The 15436-nt window shown below is 72.5% G+C and carries 13 protein-coding genes; all 13 read left to right on the top strand.

Annotated features, from left to right (window positions below; all coding sequences use genetic code 11):
- The first annotated feature begins 59 nt into the window (after nt 1–59).
- Nucleotides 60–977, top strand: coding sequence for a homoserine kinase (gene thrB, locus LPA54_RS30695; protein ID WP_228983919.1), 918 nt, complete (start codon nt 60–62; stop codon nt 975–977).
- Nucleotides 978–1401: 424 nt separating this feature from the next.
- The gene (gene rho / locus LPA54_RS30690; RefSeq protein WP_228983917.1) at nt 1402–3507 is read left to right on the top strand and encodes a transcription termination factor Rho; all 2106 of its coding nucleotides are present in this window, start codon (nt 1402–1404) and stop codon (nt 3505–3507) included.
- A 250-nt stretch (nt 3508–3757) separates the two neighbouring features.
- A complete protein-coding gene (locus LPA54_RS30685; RefSeq protein WP_228983915.1) occupies nt 3758–5533 on the top strand; it encodes a trypsin-like serine protease in 1776 nt (591 codons plus the stop codon).
- A gap of 316 nt (nt 5534–5849) precedes the next feature.
- On the top strand, nt 5850–6938 hold the full coding sequence (locus LPA54_RS30680) for an LCP family protein (RefSeq protein ID WP_228983914.1): 1089 nt from the start codon (nt 5850–5852) through the stop codon (nt 6936–6938).
- 247 nt (nt 6939–7185) lie between these two features.
- Nucleotides 7186–7410 (top strand): 50S ribosomal protein L31, encoded by a 225-nt coding sequence (rpmE, locus tag LPA54_RS30675; protein ID WP_228983912.1) that lies wholly within the window; start codon nt 7186–7188, stop codon nt 7408–7410.
- A 103-nt stretch (nt 7411–7513) separates the two neighbouring features.
- Nucleotides 7514–8593: a peptide chain release factor 1 gene (gene prfA, locus LPA54_RS30670; protein WP_228983911.1), complete on the top strand. Its 1080-nt coding sequence runs from the start codon at nt 7514–7516 to the stop codon at nt 8591–8593.
- Nucleotides 8594–8645: 52 nt separating this feature from the next.
- Nucleotides 8646–9527: a peptide chain release factor N(5)-glutamine methyltransferase gene (gene prmC, locus LPA54_RS30665; RefSeq protein WP_228983909.1), complete on the top strand. Its 882-nt coding sequence runs from the start codon at nt 8646–8648 to the stop codon at nt 9525–9527.
- 58 nt (nt 9528–9585) lie between these two features.
- Nucleotides 9586–10233, top strand: a complete 648-nt coding sequence (locus LPA54_RS30660; protein ID WP_228983907.1) for an L-threonylcarbamoyladenylate synthase — start codon at nt 9586–9588, stop codon at nt 10231–10233.
- On the top strand, nt 10230–10868 hold the full coding sequence (locus LPA54_RS30655; protein WP_228983906.1) for a protein-tyrosine-phosphatase: 639 nt from the start codon (nt 10230–10232) through the stop codon (nt 10866–10868). Before LPA54_RS30660 ends, LPA54_RS30655 begins: the two co-directional genes overlap by 4 nt.
- A gap of 101 nt (nt 10869–10969) precedes the next feature.
- Nucleotides 10970–12238, top strand: a complete 1269-nt coding sequence (glyA, locus tag LPA54_RS30650) for a serine hydroxymethyltransferase (RefSeq protein WP_228983904.1) — start codon at nt 10970–10972, stop codon at nt 12236–12238.
- 106 nt (nt 12239–12344) lie between these two features.
- Nucleotides 12345–13697, top strand: a complete 1353-nt coding sequence (locus tag LPA54_RS30645; protein ID WP_228983897.1) for an MraY family glycosyltransferase — start codon at nt 12345–12347, stop codon at nt 13695–13697.
- A gap of 261 nt (nt 13698–13958) precedes the next feature.
- Nucleotides 13959–14396, top strand: a complete 438-nt coding sequence (locus LPA54_RS30640) for a hypothetical protein (RefSeq protein ID WP_228983894.1) — start codon at nt 13959–13961, stop codon at nt 14394–14396.
- A 225-nt stretch (nt 14397–14621) separates the two neighbouring features.
- Nucleotides 14622–15431 carry a F0F1 ATP synthase subunit A gene (gene atpB / locus LPA54_RS30635; RefSeq protein WP_228983890.1) on the top strand — a complete coding sequence of 270 codons (810 nt, stop codon included), beginning with the start codon at nt 14622–14624 and terminating at the stop codon, nt 15429–15431.
- Nucleotides 15432–15436: the final 5 nt, after the last annotated feature.

Here is a 15436-nt window from a genome sequence, read left to right as displayed (position 1 = left end):
CGCCCGCCCCACCCCGCAGGTCACCCCCGCAGGTCCAGAGCAAGGAGAGTCAACGAGCGATGGCCGGTCCCGCGTTCCGCGCCGCCGCCGTACGGGTGCGCGTCCCCGCCACCAGCGCCAACCTCGGTCCGGGCTTCGACGCCTTCGGCCTCGCGCTGGGGCTGTACGACGACGTCGTCGTCAGGGTCGCCGACTCCGGGCTGCACATCGACATCGCCGGCGAGGGCGCCGACACCCTCCCGCGCGACGAGAGCCACCTGCTCGTCCGCTCCCTGCGCACCGCGTTCGACCTGCTCGGCGGGCAGCCCCGCGGCCTGGAGGTCGTCTGCGCCAACCGGATCCCGCACGGGCGCGGCCTCGGCTCCTCGTCGGCCGCCATCTGCGCGGGCATCGTCGCCGCCCGCGCCGTGACCATAGGCGGCGACAACCGCCTCGACGACGCCGCTCTGCTGGAGCTCGCCACCGAGATCGAGGGCCACCCCGACAACGTCGCCGCCTGCCTGCTCGGCGGCTTCACCCTCGCCTGGACCGAGTCCGGGGCCGCCCGCGCCGTCCGCATGGACCCCGCGCCCGGCGTCGTCCCGGTGGTGTTCGTCCCCGCGAACCCCGTGCTCACCGAGACGGCCCGGGGGCTGCTGCCCCGCACCGTCCCCCACGTGGACGCCGCCGCCAACGCCGGCCGTGCCGCGCTGCTCGTCGAGGCCCTCACGCGCCGCCCCGAGCTGCTGCTGGCCGCCACCGAGGACCGGCTGCACCAGGAGTACCGCTCCCCGGCCATGCCGGAGAGCATCGCACTTGTGAACCGGCTGCGGGCGGACGGCATCCCCGCGGTCATCTCCGGCGCGGGCCCGACGGTCCTCGCGCTGGCCGAGGACGGCGCGGCGGACAAGGTCGCGCTGCTGGCGGGGGAGGGCTGGGCCGCCAACCGGCTCGCCCTCGACACCGCCGGTGCGAGCGTGCTGCCGCTCGCACCGTAGGAACGCCGCGCCGCGCCCCGCCGCGGCGGGGAACGTCGGAAACCCGGATTGCCGGTGTGGGAGAGGGGGAATGTTTGTTGGAGCCGGTAGTGTTAACCTCAAGTCTGCACCCGACGTCTTTGTGGCGCGGTGCTGCGTGTCCCCTTCAGGGACCACCATTCTTCCGGGAGCCTCCCCAACTGCCTGAGCAGCCTGCCTGAGCAGTTTCGAGCACGCTCCGGAACCGGTACGCGTCATCCCTCGCTCATCCCAGGAGAGGGCCGAGCAGGGGGTCTCGGGCCGGACCCACGCACGTTATTTCTTCTGCCGCCGCATCCCGGCGGAACCACCGCCCCGGCACGGTCCCCAGATGAGGGCCGAGGCCGGACAGCACAACCGGTCGCCGAGCCAGAAGGCCGACGTCCGCTCCAGGGAAGGACCCTTCGTGAGCGACACCACCGATCTGATGGGCGTGACTGCCGACAAGACTGTCGACGCCGCCGCGCCCGCCGCAGGTGCTGCCACTGGCACCACCTCACGGCGCCGCCGCTCCGGCACCGGCCTCGAGGGCATGGTCCTGGCCGAGCTGCAGCAGGTCGCGTCCGGCCTCGGCATCAGGGGCACCGCGCGCATGCGCAAGAGCCAGCTGATCGAGGTCATCAAGGAAGCGCAGGCCGGGGGCGGCGCGGCCGCACCCAAGGGCGCCGAGTCCGGCACCGCCGAGACCAAGCCGAAGCGCCGCGCCACCTCCCGCACCCGTACGGGCGAGGAGGGCGCCGGCAAGGCCGCCGACAAGGCGGGCGACACCGCGCAGGCCGCCGACGGCGCCGCCAAGGCGGCGAAGGTCGACAAGGCCGAGAAGGCCGTCGCCCAGCAGCAGATCGAGATCCCCGGCCAGCCGTCGCCCAAGCACGCGGGCACGGCGGAGCAGGGCCAGGCCGCCGACGAGGCCGCGGGCGACCGCCGCCGGCGCCGTGCGACCGCCCCCGCCGGCAGCCCCACCGCCGAGGCCGACACCCGCGGCGAGGTCCGGACGGACGTCCGGACGGACGTCCGCACCGAGACCCGCCCCGAGGGCCAGGAGGCCCGTACGGCCGAGTCCGCCGCCGACACCGCCGAGGGCGGCCGCCGCGAGCGCCGCGACCGGCGCGACCGCGACCGCGACCGTGGCGAGCGCGGGGACCGCGGCGAGCGGCAGCGCGACCGCCGCGACCGCGGCGCCAAGGGCGACGACCAGCAGGGCGGCGGCCAGCGCCAGCAGCGCCAGGGCGGCCAGCAGGGCCAGGCCGGCCCGCAGGACGACTTCGACGACGAGGGCGGCCGCCGCGGCCGCCGGGGCCGCTACCGCGACCGCCGCGGCCGCCGCGGCCGTGAGGACTTCGCGACCGGCGAGCCGCAGGTCTCCGACGACGACGTCCTGATCCCCGTCGCGGGCATCCTCGACATCCTCGACAACTACGCGTTCATCCGGACCTCCGGCTACCTGCCTGGCCCGAACGACGTGTACGTCTCCCTCGCCCAGGTCCGCAAGAACGGCCTGCGCAAGGGCGACCACGTCACCGGTGCCGTGCGCCAGCCGAAGGAGGGCGAGCGCCGCGAGAAGTTCAACGCGCTGGTCCGCCTCGACTCGGCCAACGGCATGGCCGCCGACTCCGGCCGAGGCCGTCCCGAGTTCAATAAGCTCACGCCGCTGTACCCGCAGGACCGCCTGCGCCTGGAGACCGACCCGGGCGTGCTGACCACGCGGATCATCGACCTCGTGTCGCCGATCGGCAAGGGCCAGCGCGGTCTGATCGTGGCCCCGCCGAAGACCGGCAAGACCATGATCATGCAGGCGGTCGCCAACGCGATCACCACGAACAACCCCGAGTGCCACCTGATGGTCGTCCTGGTCGACGAGCGTCCGGAAGAGGTCACCGACATGCAGCGGTCGGTCAAGGGCGAGGTCATCTCCTCGACCTTCGACCGCCCCGCCGAGGACCACACCACCGTCGCCGAGCTCGCCATCGAGCGCGCCAAGCGCCTGGTGGAGCTGGGCCACGACGTGGTCGTCCTGCTCGACTCGATCACCCGCCTGGGCCGCGCGTACAACCTCGCGGCGCCCGCCTCCGGCCGCATCCTGTCCGGTGGTGTCGACTCGACCGCGCTCTACCCGCCGAAGCGCTTCTTCGGTGCCGCGCGCAACATCGAGGACGGCGGCTCGCTGACCATCCTGGCCACCGCGCTGGTCGACACCGGCTCGCGCATGGACGAGGTGATCTTCGAGGAGTTCAAGGGCACCGGCAACATGGAGCTCAAGCTCGACCGGAAGCTCGCCGACAAGCGCATCTTCCCGGCCGTCGACGTCGACGCGTCCGGTACGCGCAAGGAGGAGATCCTGCTCGGCAGCGACGAGCTCGCCATCGTCTGGAAGCTGCGCCGGGTGCTGCACGCGCTCGACCAGCAGCAGGCGATCGAGCTGCTGCTGGACAAGATGAAGCAGACGAAGTCGAACGCCGAGTTCCTGCTGCAGATCCAGAAGACGACGCCGTCGTCCGGCAACAACGACTGACGCCGGCACCGCCCGCACCCCGCAACCGCCCCCCGGTCACCTCGGTGACCGGGGGGCGGTTGCGCGTTGTACGATCAGCGCGTCGTAGTGGGGGGGAACGTATCGGCGAATACGCCCACTGAGTAGGCGGAGCCCTGCCCTGAACTGCCGGGCGGCCCCGCCCCGTCGTGTGGCCGGCCCGTACCCACCCGCCCACCGGCGCGTCTCGGTGACTCGCACTCCTCCCCGCACACCTCGAGAGGAGTTCTGAGTGACATCTGCCCAGCGGAGGGCGCGTACCGCCCTCCCCGCGGCCGCCGCCGCGCTCGCCCTCGGCGGCGCGCTGCTCGGCGCCGCGCCCGCCCAGGCGTCCGACGTGACTCCCGGGCCGGCCAAGCCGACCGCCCGGAGCGCCGAGCGCCCCTCCACGACGGACCTGCTGGGCCGCGTCGAGGGCTCGGTCGCCGACCTCGGCGACGGCGAGGCCGACACCGCCCCCGAGCGGAAGCAGGAGTCCGAGCGGGACGGCGGCTCCGGCGTCAAGGAGTCGTACATCATCGGCGGCACCAAGGCCGCCATCACCGAGGCGCCGTGGATGGTGCAGCTGCACTACTACGACGACAAGGGCACGACCACCGAGGCCGACGACGAGGGCTTCTTCTGCGGCGGCTCCCTCGTCGCCCCGAACAAGGTCCTCACCGCCGCGCACTGCGTGTACGGCCTGGACTGGGCGGCGAACGGCGCGGTCGTCGCCGGCACCGGCGAGATGCCCACGGAGACCGCCACCGGTATCGACCTGCACGGCGGGCGCCTCACGGGCGTCGAGCGCCAGTGGATGAGCGCCACGTACGACGACGCCTCGCTGACCGGCGGCGACATAGCCGTGCTCACCCTGTTCGACGCGATGCCGTACAAGACGCTCCAGCTCACGCAGAGCGGCGACACCGCGTCGTACGCGGCGGGCACCTCCGCCACCGTCTACGGCTGGGGCCGCACCAGCTCCACCAGCCAGGACGGCTCGCAGACGCTGAAGAAGGCCGTCGTCCCCATGCGGTCCGACGCGTCCTGCGCGTCGTACTACGGCGGCGAGTTCGTCGCGGGCCAGATGGCCTGCGCCGGCAACCCCGCCACCGGTCAGGACGCCGGCACGGTCTCCCCGTGCAACGGCGACTCCGGCGGCCCGCTCGTCGTCGGCGGCCGCGTCGCGGGCGTCGTCTCCTGGGGCGTCCAGGACTGCGTCGCGACGGGCGCGTACAGCGTCTACACCAAGACCAGCACGTACGTCGGCCAGGTCAACGCGCGGATCGACGACACGGACCTCGACTTCGACGGCCGCGCCGACCTCTTCGCCCGCACCAGCGCGGGCGCGGCGTGGGAGTACTACTCCCGCGGCACCACCCTCGGCGGCCGGAAGTACCTCGGCGACTTCAGCGCCTACAACCTGGTCCGCCAGGCCGACCTCGACCGGGACGGATACCAGGGCTACCTGCTCCGCACCAACGGCGGCGTCCTGAAGGGCTTCGACCTCGACGGCTCCGACGAGTACACCATCGGCTCCGGCTGGGGCGCGATGAAGAACATCCTCGTCCCCGGCGACCTCTCCGGCGACGGCCTGCCCGACCTGGTCGCGCAGGACAATAAGGGGTACCTGTGGCTGTACCCGGGCCGCGGTGACGGCCGCTTCGGCGCCCGCGTCAGCGTGGGCTCCGGCTGGAGCGTCATGACCATCACCGGCAAGGGCGAGTACACCGGCGACGGCAAGGCCGACATGCTGGCCCGCGACACCTCCGGCCGCCTGTGGCTGTACCCGGGCCGCGGCACCGCCTCGGCGCCGTTCTCCGCCCGCGTCCTCGCCGGCAAGAGCGGCTGGAACTTCACCGCGTACGTCGGCACCGGCGACATGAGCGGCGACGGCCGGGCCGACCTGCTGGTCCGCGACTCGGCGGGCGTGCTGTGGTTCTACCCCGGCCGCGGCTCCGCGACGGCGCCGTTCGGCACGCGCGTCAAGGTCGGCGGCGGCTGGAACGCGTTCAACCTCTTCGGCTGACCGCCTGGGCCCGCCGGGCCCCTCGCGGCCCGCTCCGGTCGCCCACAGGGCGCCGGAGCGGGCCGCGCCGGGCCCCTCGCGGCCCGCTCCGGTCGCCCACAGGGCGCCGGAGCGGGCCGTGACCGGGTGACGGCCTCGAAGGGCCCTCGTGCCCGCCGTGCCGCCCGCACGGCGGGCACACGCGTGCCCGGCCGCCGCACGGGGCCCCGCGGAGTCTGTGCAACCCTTTCCGGTCCTCCGCCGTCTGACCGGATGCCCGTCACCCGTCAGGAGGACCCTCGGGGGCGCACGGGCCCGAGGGAGAGCTGAGGACACCATGGGCGAGCAGGACACGGGCGGCCGAATAGCGGAGGGCGGGCGCCGGCGCGGCGGGCCGGGCGCGAGACGGGGACTGACCGTGCTCGCCTGGTCGCTCGCCGGACTGGTGGTGCTCGGCGGGGGCGGCCTCGGCCTCGCCTACGCCAAGCTCGACGGCAACATCGAGAGCGTCGACATCAACACCCAGCTCGGCGGCGACCGGCCGAAGGACATCGACGACGGGTCCATGGACCTCCTGGTCCTCGGCTCCGACTCCCGCTCCGGCGCCAACGCCGCGTACGGCCGCGACGAGGGCGCCGCCCGCTCCGACACGGCGATGATCGTCCACCTCTACGAGGGCCGCCGCAAGGCCAGCGTCGTCTCCATCCCGCGCGACACGCTCGTCACCCGCCCCGAGTGCACCGCCCGCGACGGCCGGAAGCTGCCCGCCGAGTACCGCGCGATGTTCAACACCGCCTACGAGGTCGGCGGCCCCGCCTGCGCCGTCAGGACCGTCGAGCGGCTGTCCGGCATCCGCATGGACCACTACGTCGAGGTCGACTTCACCGGCTTCAAGGAGCTGATCGACGAACTCGGCGGGGTGCAGGTCACCACCACGCGGCCCATCAAGGACGGCAGCAGCCACCTCGACCTCGCCGCCGGCACCCACACCCTCGACGGCGAGCAGGCCCTCGGCCTGGTCCGCACCCGCAAGGGCGTCGGCGACCAGAGCGACCTCGGCCGCATCCAGCTCCAGCAGTCCTTCATCAAGGCCTTCATCGAGCAGGTCAAGCGCGTCGGCGTGCTCACCAGCCCGCAGAAGCTGTGGAGCGTCGCCGACACCGCCACCCGCGCGATCACCCCCGACTCGGAACTCGACTCCGTCAAGGAGCTCGCCGACTTCGCGGGCGGCCTGGCCGGCCTCGGCGCCGAGGACGTCCACATGATCACGCTGCCGGTGGAGTACGACCGGGTCGACCCCAACCGCGTCGTCCCCCTCGACGTGCAGGCCCAGCAGGTGTGGAACGCCCTGCGCGAGGACCGGCCCGTCCCGGCCGCGGCCACCGAGGACGCCGCCACCGGCCAGGCCGCGGACGTCGTCCGCTGACGGCCCCGCCCGGGGGCCGCACCCCGGGGCCGGGGGACCGGCCGCCCCGGGGGACCGGCCGACCGGAGGGGCGGCCGACCGGAGGGGCGGCGGTCGGGAGGCGGGGTCCCGGGGCGGGGGAATACCTGGCCCCCCACCCCGGTTTTGGGAGATACGGCCAGTCCTGGCAGACTGGTACGTCGGCCCCGGTTCACGCATCCGCATCCCGCGCCTGCGACCCGGAGCCCTCCCGAAACTAGGAGACACCTTGAAGCGCGACATCCACCCCGAGTACGTCGAGACCCAGGTCAGCTGCACCTGTGGCGCGTCGTTCACCACCCGCAGCACGATCGACGGCGGCAACATCCGCGCCGAGGTCTGCTCCGAGTGCCACCCGTTCTACACGGGCAAGCAGAAGATCCTCGACACCGGTGGCCGCGTGGCCCGCTTCGAGGCCCGCTTCGGCAAGAAGGCTGCCGGCTCCTCCAAGTAGCGAGCCACTGCGCCGGTCTCCGCCCGCCCCGCGTCCCGGGGCGGCCGGGACCGGCGCTTTGCCGTCTTCCACAGCAGCCATTCAGCGATACCAGGAGCACCCGATGTTCGAGGCGGTCGAGGAACTGGTCGGCGAGCACGCCGACCTGGAGAAGAAGCTTGCCGACCCTTCGGTCCACGCCGACCAGGCGAACGCCCGCAAGCTCAACAAGCGCTACGCCGAGCTGACCCCCATCGTCGGCACGTACCGCTCCTGGAAGCAGACCGGCGAGGACATCGAGACCGCGCGCGAGTACGCCGCCGCCGACCCGGACTTCGCCGCCGAGGTCAAGGAGCTGGAGAAGCAGCGCGCCGAGCTGACCGAGAAGCTGCGGCTGCTGCTCGTTCCGCGCGACCCCAGCGACGACAAGGACGTCATCCTGGAGATCAAGGCCGGTGCGGGCGGCGACGAGTCCGCCCTGTTCGCCGGCGACCTCCTGCGCATGTACCTGCGGTACGCCGAGCGGGTCGGCTGGAAGACCGAGATCATCGACGCCACCGAGTCCGAGCTGGGCGGCTACAAGGACGTCCAGGTCGCCGTGAAGACCAAGGGCGGCAACGGCGCCACCGAGCCCGGCCAGGGCGTCTGGGCGCGGCTGAAGTACGAGGGCGGGGTGCACCGCGTGCAGCGCGTGCCCGCCACCGAGTCGCAGGGCCGCATCCACACCTCCGCCGCCGGTGTCCTCGTCACCCCCGAGGCGGAGGAGATCGACGTCGAGATCCACGCCAACGACCTGCGCATCGACGTCTACCGGTCCTCCGGCCCCGGCGGCCAGTCGGTCAACACCACCGACTCCGCAGTCCGCATCACCCACCTGCCGACCGGCATCGTCGCCTCCTGCCAGAACGAGAAGAGCCAGCTCCAGAACAAGGAGCAGGCCATGCGCATCCTGCGGTCCCGGCTGCTCGCCGCCGCCCAGGAGGAGGCGGAGAAGAACGCCGCCGACGCGCGCCGCAGCCAGGTGCGCACCGTCGACCGGTCCGAGAAGATCCGGACGTACAACTACCCGGAAAACCGGATCTCGGACCACCGGGTCGGCTTCAAGGCGTACAACTTGGACCAGGTGCTCGACGGGGAGCTCGACGCGGTGATCCAGGCGTGTGTCGACGCCGACTCCGCCGCGAAGCTCGCCGCCGCCCAGTAACCCGCGTCCGCACCACCCGCACACCCGCACCCGCTCAGCCCGGAGGACCAGCGTGCAGCAACATTTTGGGGGGCGACCCCCAAGCCCCCGCAGTGTGCTGCTTGCCGAGGTGGCCCAGGCCACCCAGCGGCTGGCCGACGCGGGCGTGCCCTCGCCGCGCTTCGACGCGGAGGAGCTCGCCGCGTTCGTCCACGGCGTCAAGCGGGGCGAGCTCCACCGCGTCAAGGACGCCGACTTCGACGCCCGCTACTGGGAGGCCGTCGCCCGGCGCGAGGCCCGCGAGCCGCTCCAGCACATCACCGGGCGGGCGTTCTTCCGGTACCTGGAGCTCCAGGTCGGGCCCGGCGTCTTCGTGCCCCGCCCCGAGACCGAGTCCGTCGTCGGCTGGGCGATAGACGCCGTACGGGCCATGGACGTCGTCGAGCCGCTCATCGTCGACCTGTGCTCCGGCTCCGGCGCCATCGCGCTCGCCATGGCCCAGGAGGTGCCGCGCTCCCGCGTGCACGCCGTGGAGCTGTCCGAGGACGCCCTGGTGTGGACCCGGCGCAACGCCGAGGGCAGCAGGGTCACCGTGCACCACGGCGACGCCCTGACGGCCCTGCCGGAGCTGGACGGCCAGGTCGACCTGGTCATCTCCAACCCGCCGTACATCCCGCTCACCGAGTGGGAGTACGTGGCGCCCGAGGCCCGCGACCACGACCCCGACATGGCCCTGTTCTCCGGCGAGGACGGCCTGGACGTCATCCGCGGGATCGAGCGCACCGCGCACCGGCTGCTGCGGCCCGGCGGCCTCGTCGTCGTCGAGCACGCCGACACGCAGGGCGGCCAGGTGCCGTGGATCTTCAACGAGGAGGCCGGCTGGGTGGACGCCGCCGACCACCCCGACCTCAACAACCGTCCCCGATTCGCGACCGCCCGCAAGGCCACGCCGTGACCGCGCGGACCACGGGGCCGGGGAACGACCGAGTGACCATGAACAAGGAGGCCCGCTGATGGCACGGCGATACGACTGCAACGACGCGACCGACCGCACGACGGGCCTGCGCGAGGCCACGTCCGCCGTCCGCCGCGGCGAGCTCGTCGTGCTGCCGACGGACACCGTCTACGGCATCGGCGCGGACGCCTTCAGCCCGGAGGCCGTCGCGGACCTGCTGGACGCCAAGGGCCGCGGCAGGAACATGCCGACGCCCGTCCTCATCGGCTCGCCCAACACCCTGCACGGCCTGGTCACCGACTTCTCCGAGCAGGCCTGGGAGCTGGTCGACGCCTTCTGGCCGGGCGCCCTGACACTGGTCGCCCGGCACCAGCCGTCCCTCCAGTGGGACCTCGGCGACACGCGCGGCACGGTCGCCGTCCGGATGCCGCTGCACCCGGTGGCCATCGAGCTGCTCACCGAGGTCGGCCCCATGGCCGTCTCCTCCGCCAACCTCACCGGCCACCCGGCCCCCGAGGACTGCGACGCCGCGCAGGGCATGCTCGGCGACTCCGTCTCGGTCTACCTGGACGGCGGCCCGACCCCCGGCATCGTCCCCTCCTCCATCGTCGACGTCACCCGGGACGTGCCCGTCCTGCTGCGCGCCGGCGCCCTCTCCGCGGACGAGCTGCGCAAGGTCGTGCCCGACCTCGAGGTGGCCAATTGACGGCCCCTGAGGGGCGTGGCATAGGCACGGCGAGTACGTTCCGCATCCTCCACGTCAGCACCGGCAACGTGTGCCGCTCGCCGATCACCGAGCGGCTGACCCGGCATGCCCTGTGCGACCGCCTGGGCGACCCGCTGGGCGGCGGGCTCGTCGTGGAGAGCGCGGGGACCTGGGGGCACGAGGGCGCGCCGATGGAGGCGAACGCCGAGACGGTCCTCGCGGACTTCGGCGCCGACGCGAGCGGCTTCACGGGCCGCGAGCTGATCGACGAGCACGTCGTCCGCGCCGACCTGGTCCTCACGGCGACGCGCGACCACCGCGCCCAGGTCATCTCGATGGGCCACAGCGCGGGCCTGCGCACCTTCACCCTGAAGGAGTTCACCCGCCTCGTGAGGGCCATAGACCCCACGACCCTGCCGGACCCGGAGTCCGACGGGGTGGTCGCGCGCGCCCACGCGCTGGTGCAGGCGGCGGCCGCGCTGCGCGGCTGGCTGCTGGCGCCCAGCGCCGAGGCGGACGAGGTGAACGACCCGTACGGTGCGCCGATCACCTTCTTCCGCTCGGTCGGCGACGAGATCAACCAGGCGCTGGACCCCGTGGTCACCGCCCTGACGGGCGTCCCGGCGCGTCGCTGAGGCGTACGCCGTCCGCGGGCGGCGCGCGGCCGCCGGGCCTACAGTGGAGGGGAAACGGGGCCCGTCCGCGCCTGGAGCGCCGTAAGCGCCTGGAGCCACTGATGCCGCTCACCGCCGGAGCCGACGACGTGCTGCGGGGCGCCCCCGGGGCGGGCGCCGACCCGCTGCGCCGGCAGGACCCGCAGGTCGCCGACGTCCTGGACGGTGAGGCCCGCCGGCAGGGCGACTGCCTCCAGCTGATCGCCGCGGAGAACTTCACCTCGCCCGCCGTGCTCGCCGCCCTGGGCTCGCGGCTCGCCAACAAGTACGCCGAGGGCTACCCGGGCCGGCGCTACCACGGCGGGTGCGAGTACGCCGACGCCGCCGAGCGGATCGCCGTCGAGCGGGCCCGGGCGCTGTTCGGCGCCGACCACGCCAACGTGCAGCCCCACTCGGGCTCCTCGGCCGTCCTCGCGGCGTACGCGGCGCTCCTGCGCCCCGGTGACACCGTCCTCGCCATGGGGCTCGGCCACGGCGGCCACCTGACGCACGGGTCGCCGACGAACTTCTCCGGCCGCTGGTTCGACTTCGTGTCGTACGGCGTCGACGCGGAGAGCGGGCGCGTCGACCTCGACCAGGTGCGCGACCTCGCCCGCCGCCACCGGCCCAGGGCCGTCGTGTGCGGCTCGATCTCCTACCCGCGCCACCTCGACCACGCCGCGTTCCGGGCCATCGCCGACGAGGTCGGCGCGGCGCTCGTCGTGGACGCCTCCCACCCCATGGGCCTGGTCGCCGGGGGAGCGGCGCCCAACCCCGTCCCGTACGCCGACGTGGTCTGCGCCACCACCCACAAGGTGCTGCGCGGCCCGCGCGGCGGCATGCTGCTGTGCGGCGCGGAGCTCGCCGAGCGGATCGACCGGGCGGTGTTCCCGTTCACGCAGGGCGGCGCCCAGATGCACACCATCGCCGCCAAGGCCGTCGCCTTCGGGGAGGCGGCCACCCCGGCGTTCGCCGCGTACGCGCACCAGGTCGTGGCCAACGCGCGCGTGCTCGCGCGGGAGTTGGCCCTGCGCGGGCTGCCGGTCACCACCGGCGGGACGGACACGCACCTGGTGACCGCCGACCCGGCGCCCCTGGGCGTCGACGGCCGCACCGCGCGCACGCGCCTCGCGGCCGCCGGGATCGTCCTGGACACGTGCGCGCTGCCGTACGGCGACGGGCGCGGCCTGCGCCTGGGTACCGCCGCGGTCACGACGCAGGGGATGGGCGCCGCCGAGATGGAGACGGTCGCCGCGCTCTTCGCCGAGGCCCTCGGCTCGGACGCCGCCGCCCGCGCCGTGCGCCCGCGGACGCGTGAACTCGCCGAGCGTTTTCCACCGTATCGGGGGTAGACGAAGCCCCCGGGAACCGCGCGCGGGCCCCTCGTGTCCTCCACCACATGGGCGGCGCGACTAGGGTGTGGGGCTGAGATGGCCAGCGATTCCTGTGGGGCAGCCCGTGCGTGATTACCTGCTGACGCTCTGCATCACGGCCGCGGTGACCTACCTCCTCACCGGTCCGGTGCGGAAGTTCGCCATCGCGGCCGGTGCGATGCCGGAGATCCGCGCCCGTGACGTCCACCGCGAGCCGACGCCGCGGCTCGGCGGCATCGCCATGTTCTTCGGCCTGTGCGCCGGCCTGCTGGTCGCGGACCACCTGGACCGGCTGAACAGCGTCTTCGCGCTCTCCAACGAGCCGCGCGCGCTGCTCTCCGGCGCCGCGCTGATCTGGCTGATCGGCGTCCTCGACGACAAGTTCGAGATCGACGCGCTGATCAAGCTGGGCGGGCAGATGATCGCCGCCGGCGTGATGGTCATGCAGGGCTTGACGATCCTGTGGCTGCCGATCCCCGGCATCGGCACGGTCGGCCTCACCCAGTGGCAGGGCACGCTCCTGACGGTCGCCCTCGTCGTGCTCACCATCAACGCCGTGAACTTCGTCGACGGCCTCGACGGCCTCGCCGCCGGCATGGTGTGCATCGCCTCCGCCGCGTTCTTCCTCTACGCGTACCGGATCTGGTTCGGCTACGGCATCGAGGCCGCCGCCCCGGCGACGCTCTTCGCGGCCGTGCTGATGGGCATGTGCCTGGGCTTCCTGCCGCACAACATGCACCCGGCCCGCATCTTCATGGGCGACTCCGGCTCGATGCTGATCGGCCTGGTGCTGGCCGCGTCGGCGATCTCCATCACGGGGCAGGTCGACCCGGACGCGCTGAAGATCTTCGAGGGCTCCACCCGGCAGGCGACCCACGCCGCGCTGCCGGTCTTCATCCCGCTGCTGCTGCCGCTGACGGTCATCGCGATCCCGATGGCCGACCTGGTCCTGGCGATCGTGCGGCGCACGTGGAACGGCCAGTCGCCGTTCGCCGCCGACCGCGGCCACCTGCACCACCGGCTGCTGGAGATCGGCCACTCCCACAGCCGCGCCGTCTTCATCATGTACTTCTGGTCCGCGCTGATCGCCTTCGGCGCCCTCACCTACTCGGTGCACTCCGCGTCCATGTGGATCATGCTGCCGATCGTGACGCTGAGCGCCGTCGGCCTGGTCCTGCTGCTCCTGCCGCGCTTCCGGCCGAGGGCCCCGCGCTGGGCGGAGTCGTTCGTCCCGCCGCGCTACCGCCGCCGCAAGGCGGCCCCGCCGGCGGACCTGGGCGCGGCGTCCGCCACCGCGGGGGACGCCGGCGACGCCGACGCCGACGGCGCCCGGGGGACGGAGGAGCCGGTGAGGGTCCCCGCCGGTGTCAACGGCGCCACCGCCATCGGCGCCCGGTCGCACCTCCTCGAACGGCGGAAGGCCGGAACGCCGGGTTGACGAAACGCCCAGCGAGGGTCATTAGCAGACAGATCGACGCCTTGTCGTGCACACACGCGCAGTGTCACTCTCATGTGTGAGAGTCAGCACACTATCGGGTAAAGACCTCGCCAAATAGTTTGTGATACCGTTCACGAGACCCGGCGACAGAGCCGAAGGGCCGTAGTGCGACGGTCCGGTGGCGCCGAGATCTGACTCGGACCGGGCCTACGCTCGTCCATGACGACACCACTGCCCCCACCGTGAAGCGGAGATGCCGCCATGCCGTCCAACGACGCACGCACCCTCCTGCACGCCGCCGTGCCCACGCTCGCCACAGGTGCCGTCGGCGCCGTGGTCAGCGGTGTGGTGGCCGGCGGCAAGGGGGTCATCGGAGCGGTGCTCGGCGCGGTCGTGGTCGTGCTCTTCATGGGGCTCGGCATGGTGGTCCTCCAGCGCACCGCGAAGTCCCTGCCGCACCTGTTCCAGGCCATGGGCCTGATGCTCTACACGGCGCAACTGCTGCTGCTGTTCATCGTCATGTCGCTGCTGAAGAACACCACGCTGTTCGACTTCAAGGCCTTCGGTTTCACGCTGCTCGCAGCCACGATCGTCTGGGTCGCCGCGCAGGCGCGTCACTACATGAAGGCGAAGATCTTCTACGTCGACCCCGCGTCGGACGACACCGCCGGAGCCGCGAAGACCGGGTCCGCGGCGTGAGAGGTAGGGCCGGGATAAAGGGCCGTTCGGGATGCTGCTATCGTCCGATGCCACATGCGGCACTGCGGGCGCGGCCATCCGAGCTGACGCCTGTCCCAGCGCGACGCTCGACGCCTAGCCGCCGCCCCCTTATCCGTAAGACCAGTCCAGTGCCGAACCGCGGCTGCGTGCCGCGCCGACACAACGAGGTTGCCGTACCCATGCGCCACGCTGAAGGAGCCCGCGGTGAGTGCTGACCAGACGCTTGCCTTCGACCCCGATTGCCACATCTTCACACCGTGTGGCTTCCCGGCGCCGGGCCTGCACACCTTCCTGTACGAGCCCATCGCCACCGTCGGCAGCTTCGAGTTCACCAAGCCGATGCTGCTGGCCCTCCTGAGCTCCCTCGTCGTCATCGGGTTCTTCTGGGCCGCCTTCGCCAAGCCGAAGCTCGTGCCGGGCAAGATGCAGATGATCGGCGAGGCCGGGTACGACTTCGTGCGCCGCGGCATCGTGTACGAGATCATCGGCAAGAAGGACGGCGAGAAGTACGTCCCGCTGATGGTGTCGCTGTTCTTCTTCGTGTGGATCATGAACCTCTGGTCCATCATCCCGCTGGCGCAGTTCCCGGTCACCTCGCTGATCGCCTTCCCGGCCGGCCTCGCCCTGATGGTGTACGTGCTGTGGGTGGGTCTCACCTTCAAGAAGCACGGCTTCGTCGGCGGCTGGAAGAACATCCTCGGCTACGACAAGTCCCTCGGCGCGATCCTGCCGCTGATCATGCTGCTCGAGTTCTTCTCGAACCTGATCATCCGGCCCTTCACCCACGCGGTGCGACTGTTCGCGAACATGTTCGCCGGCCACCTGCTGATCGTCATGTTCTCCCTGGCCACCTGGTACCTGATGAACGGCCTCGGCTTCGTCTACGCCGGCGCCTCGTTCGTCATGGTCGTCGTGATGACCGCCTTCGAGCTCTTCATCCAGGCCGTCCAGGCGTACGTCTTCGTACTCCTGGCCTCCAGCTACATCCAGGGCGCGCTCTCCGAGCACCACTGAGCCGT

The sequence above is a fragment of the Streptomyces sp. DH12 genome (genome assembly GCF_020873895.1).
Taxonomy (GTDB): domain Bacteria; phylum Actinomycetota; class Actinomycetes; order Streptomycetales; family Streptomycetaceae; genus Streptomyces.
Note: the sequence above shows the minus strand (reverse complement) of the source record. Positions and strands in the feature narration are given on the sequence as shown.

Bases quoted from the DNA above. Each gene is read 5' to 3' on its own strand.
- thrB (WP_228983919.1), top strand. From the start codon at position 60: ATGGCCGGTCCCGCGTTCCGCGCCGCCGCCGTACGGGTGCGCGTCCCC.
- LPA54_RS30680 (WP_228983914.1), top strand. From the start codon at position 5,850: ATGGGCGAGCAGGACACGGGCGGCCGAATAGCGGAGGGCGGGCGCCGG.
- prfA (WP_228983911.1), top strand. From the start codon at position 7,514: ATGTTCGAGGCGGTCGAGGAACTGGTCGGCGAGCACGCCGACCTGGAG.
- LPA54_RS30660 (WP_228983907.1), top strand. From the start codon at position 9,586: ATGGCACGGCGATACGACTGCAACGACGCGACCGACCGCACGACGGGC.
- glyA (WP_228983904.1), top strand. From the start codon at position 10,970: ATGCCGCTCACCGCCGGAGCCGACGACGTGCTGCGGGGCGCCCCCGGG.
- LPA54_RS30640 (WP_228983894.1), top strand. From the start codon at position 13,959: ATGCCGTCCAACGACGCACGCACCCTCCTGCACGCCGCCGTGCCCACG.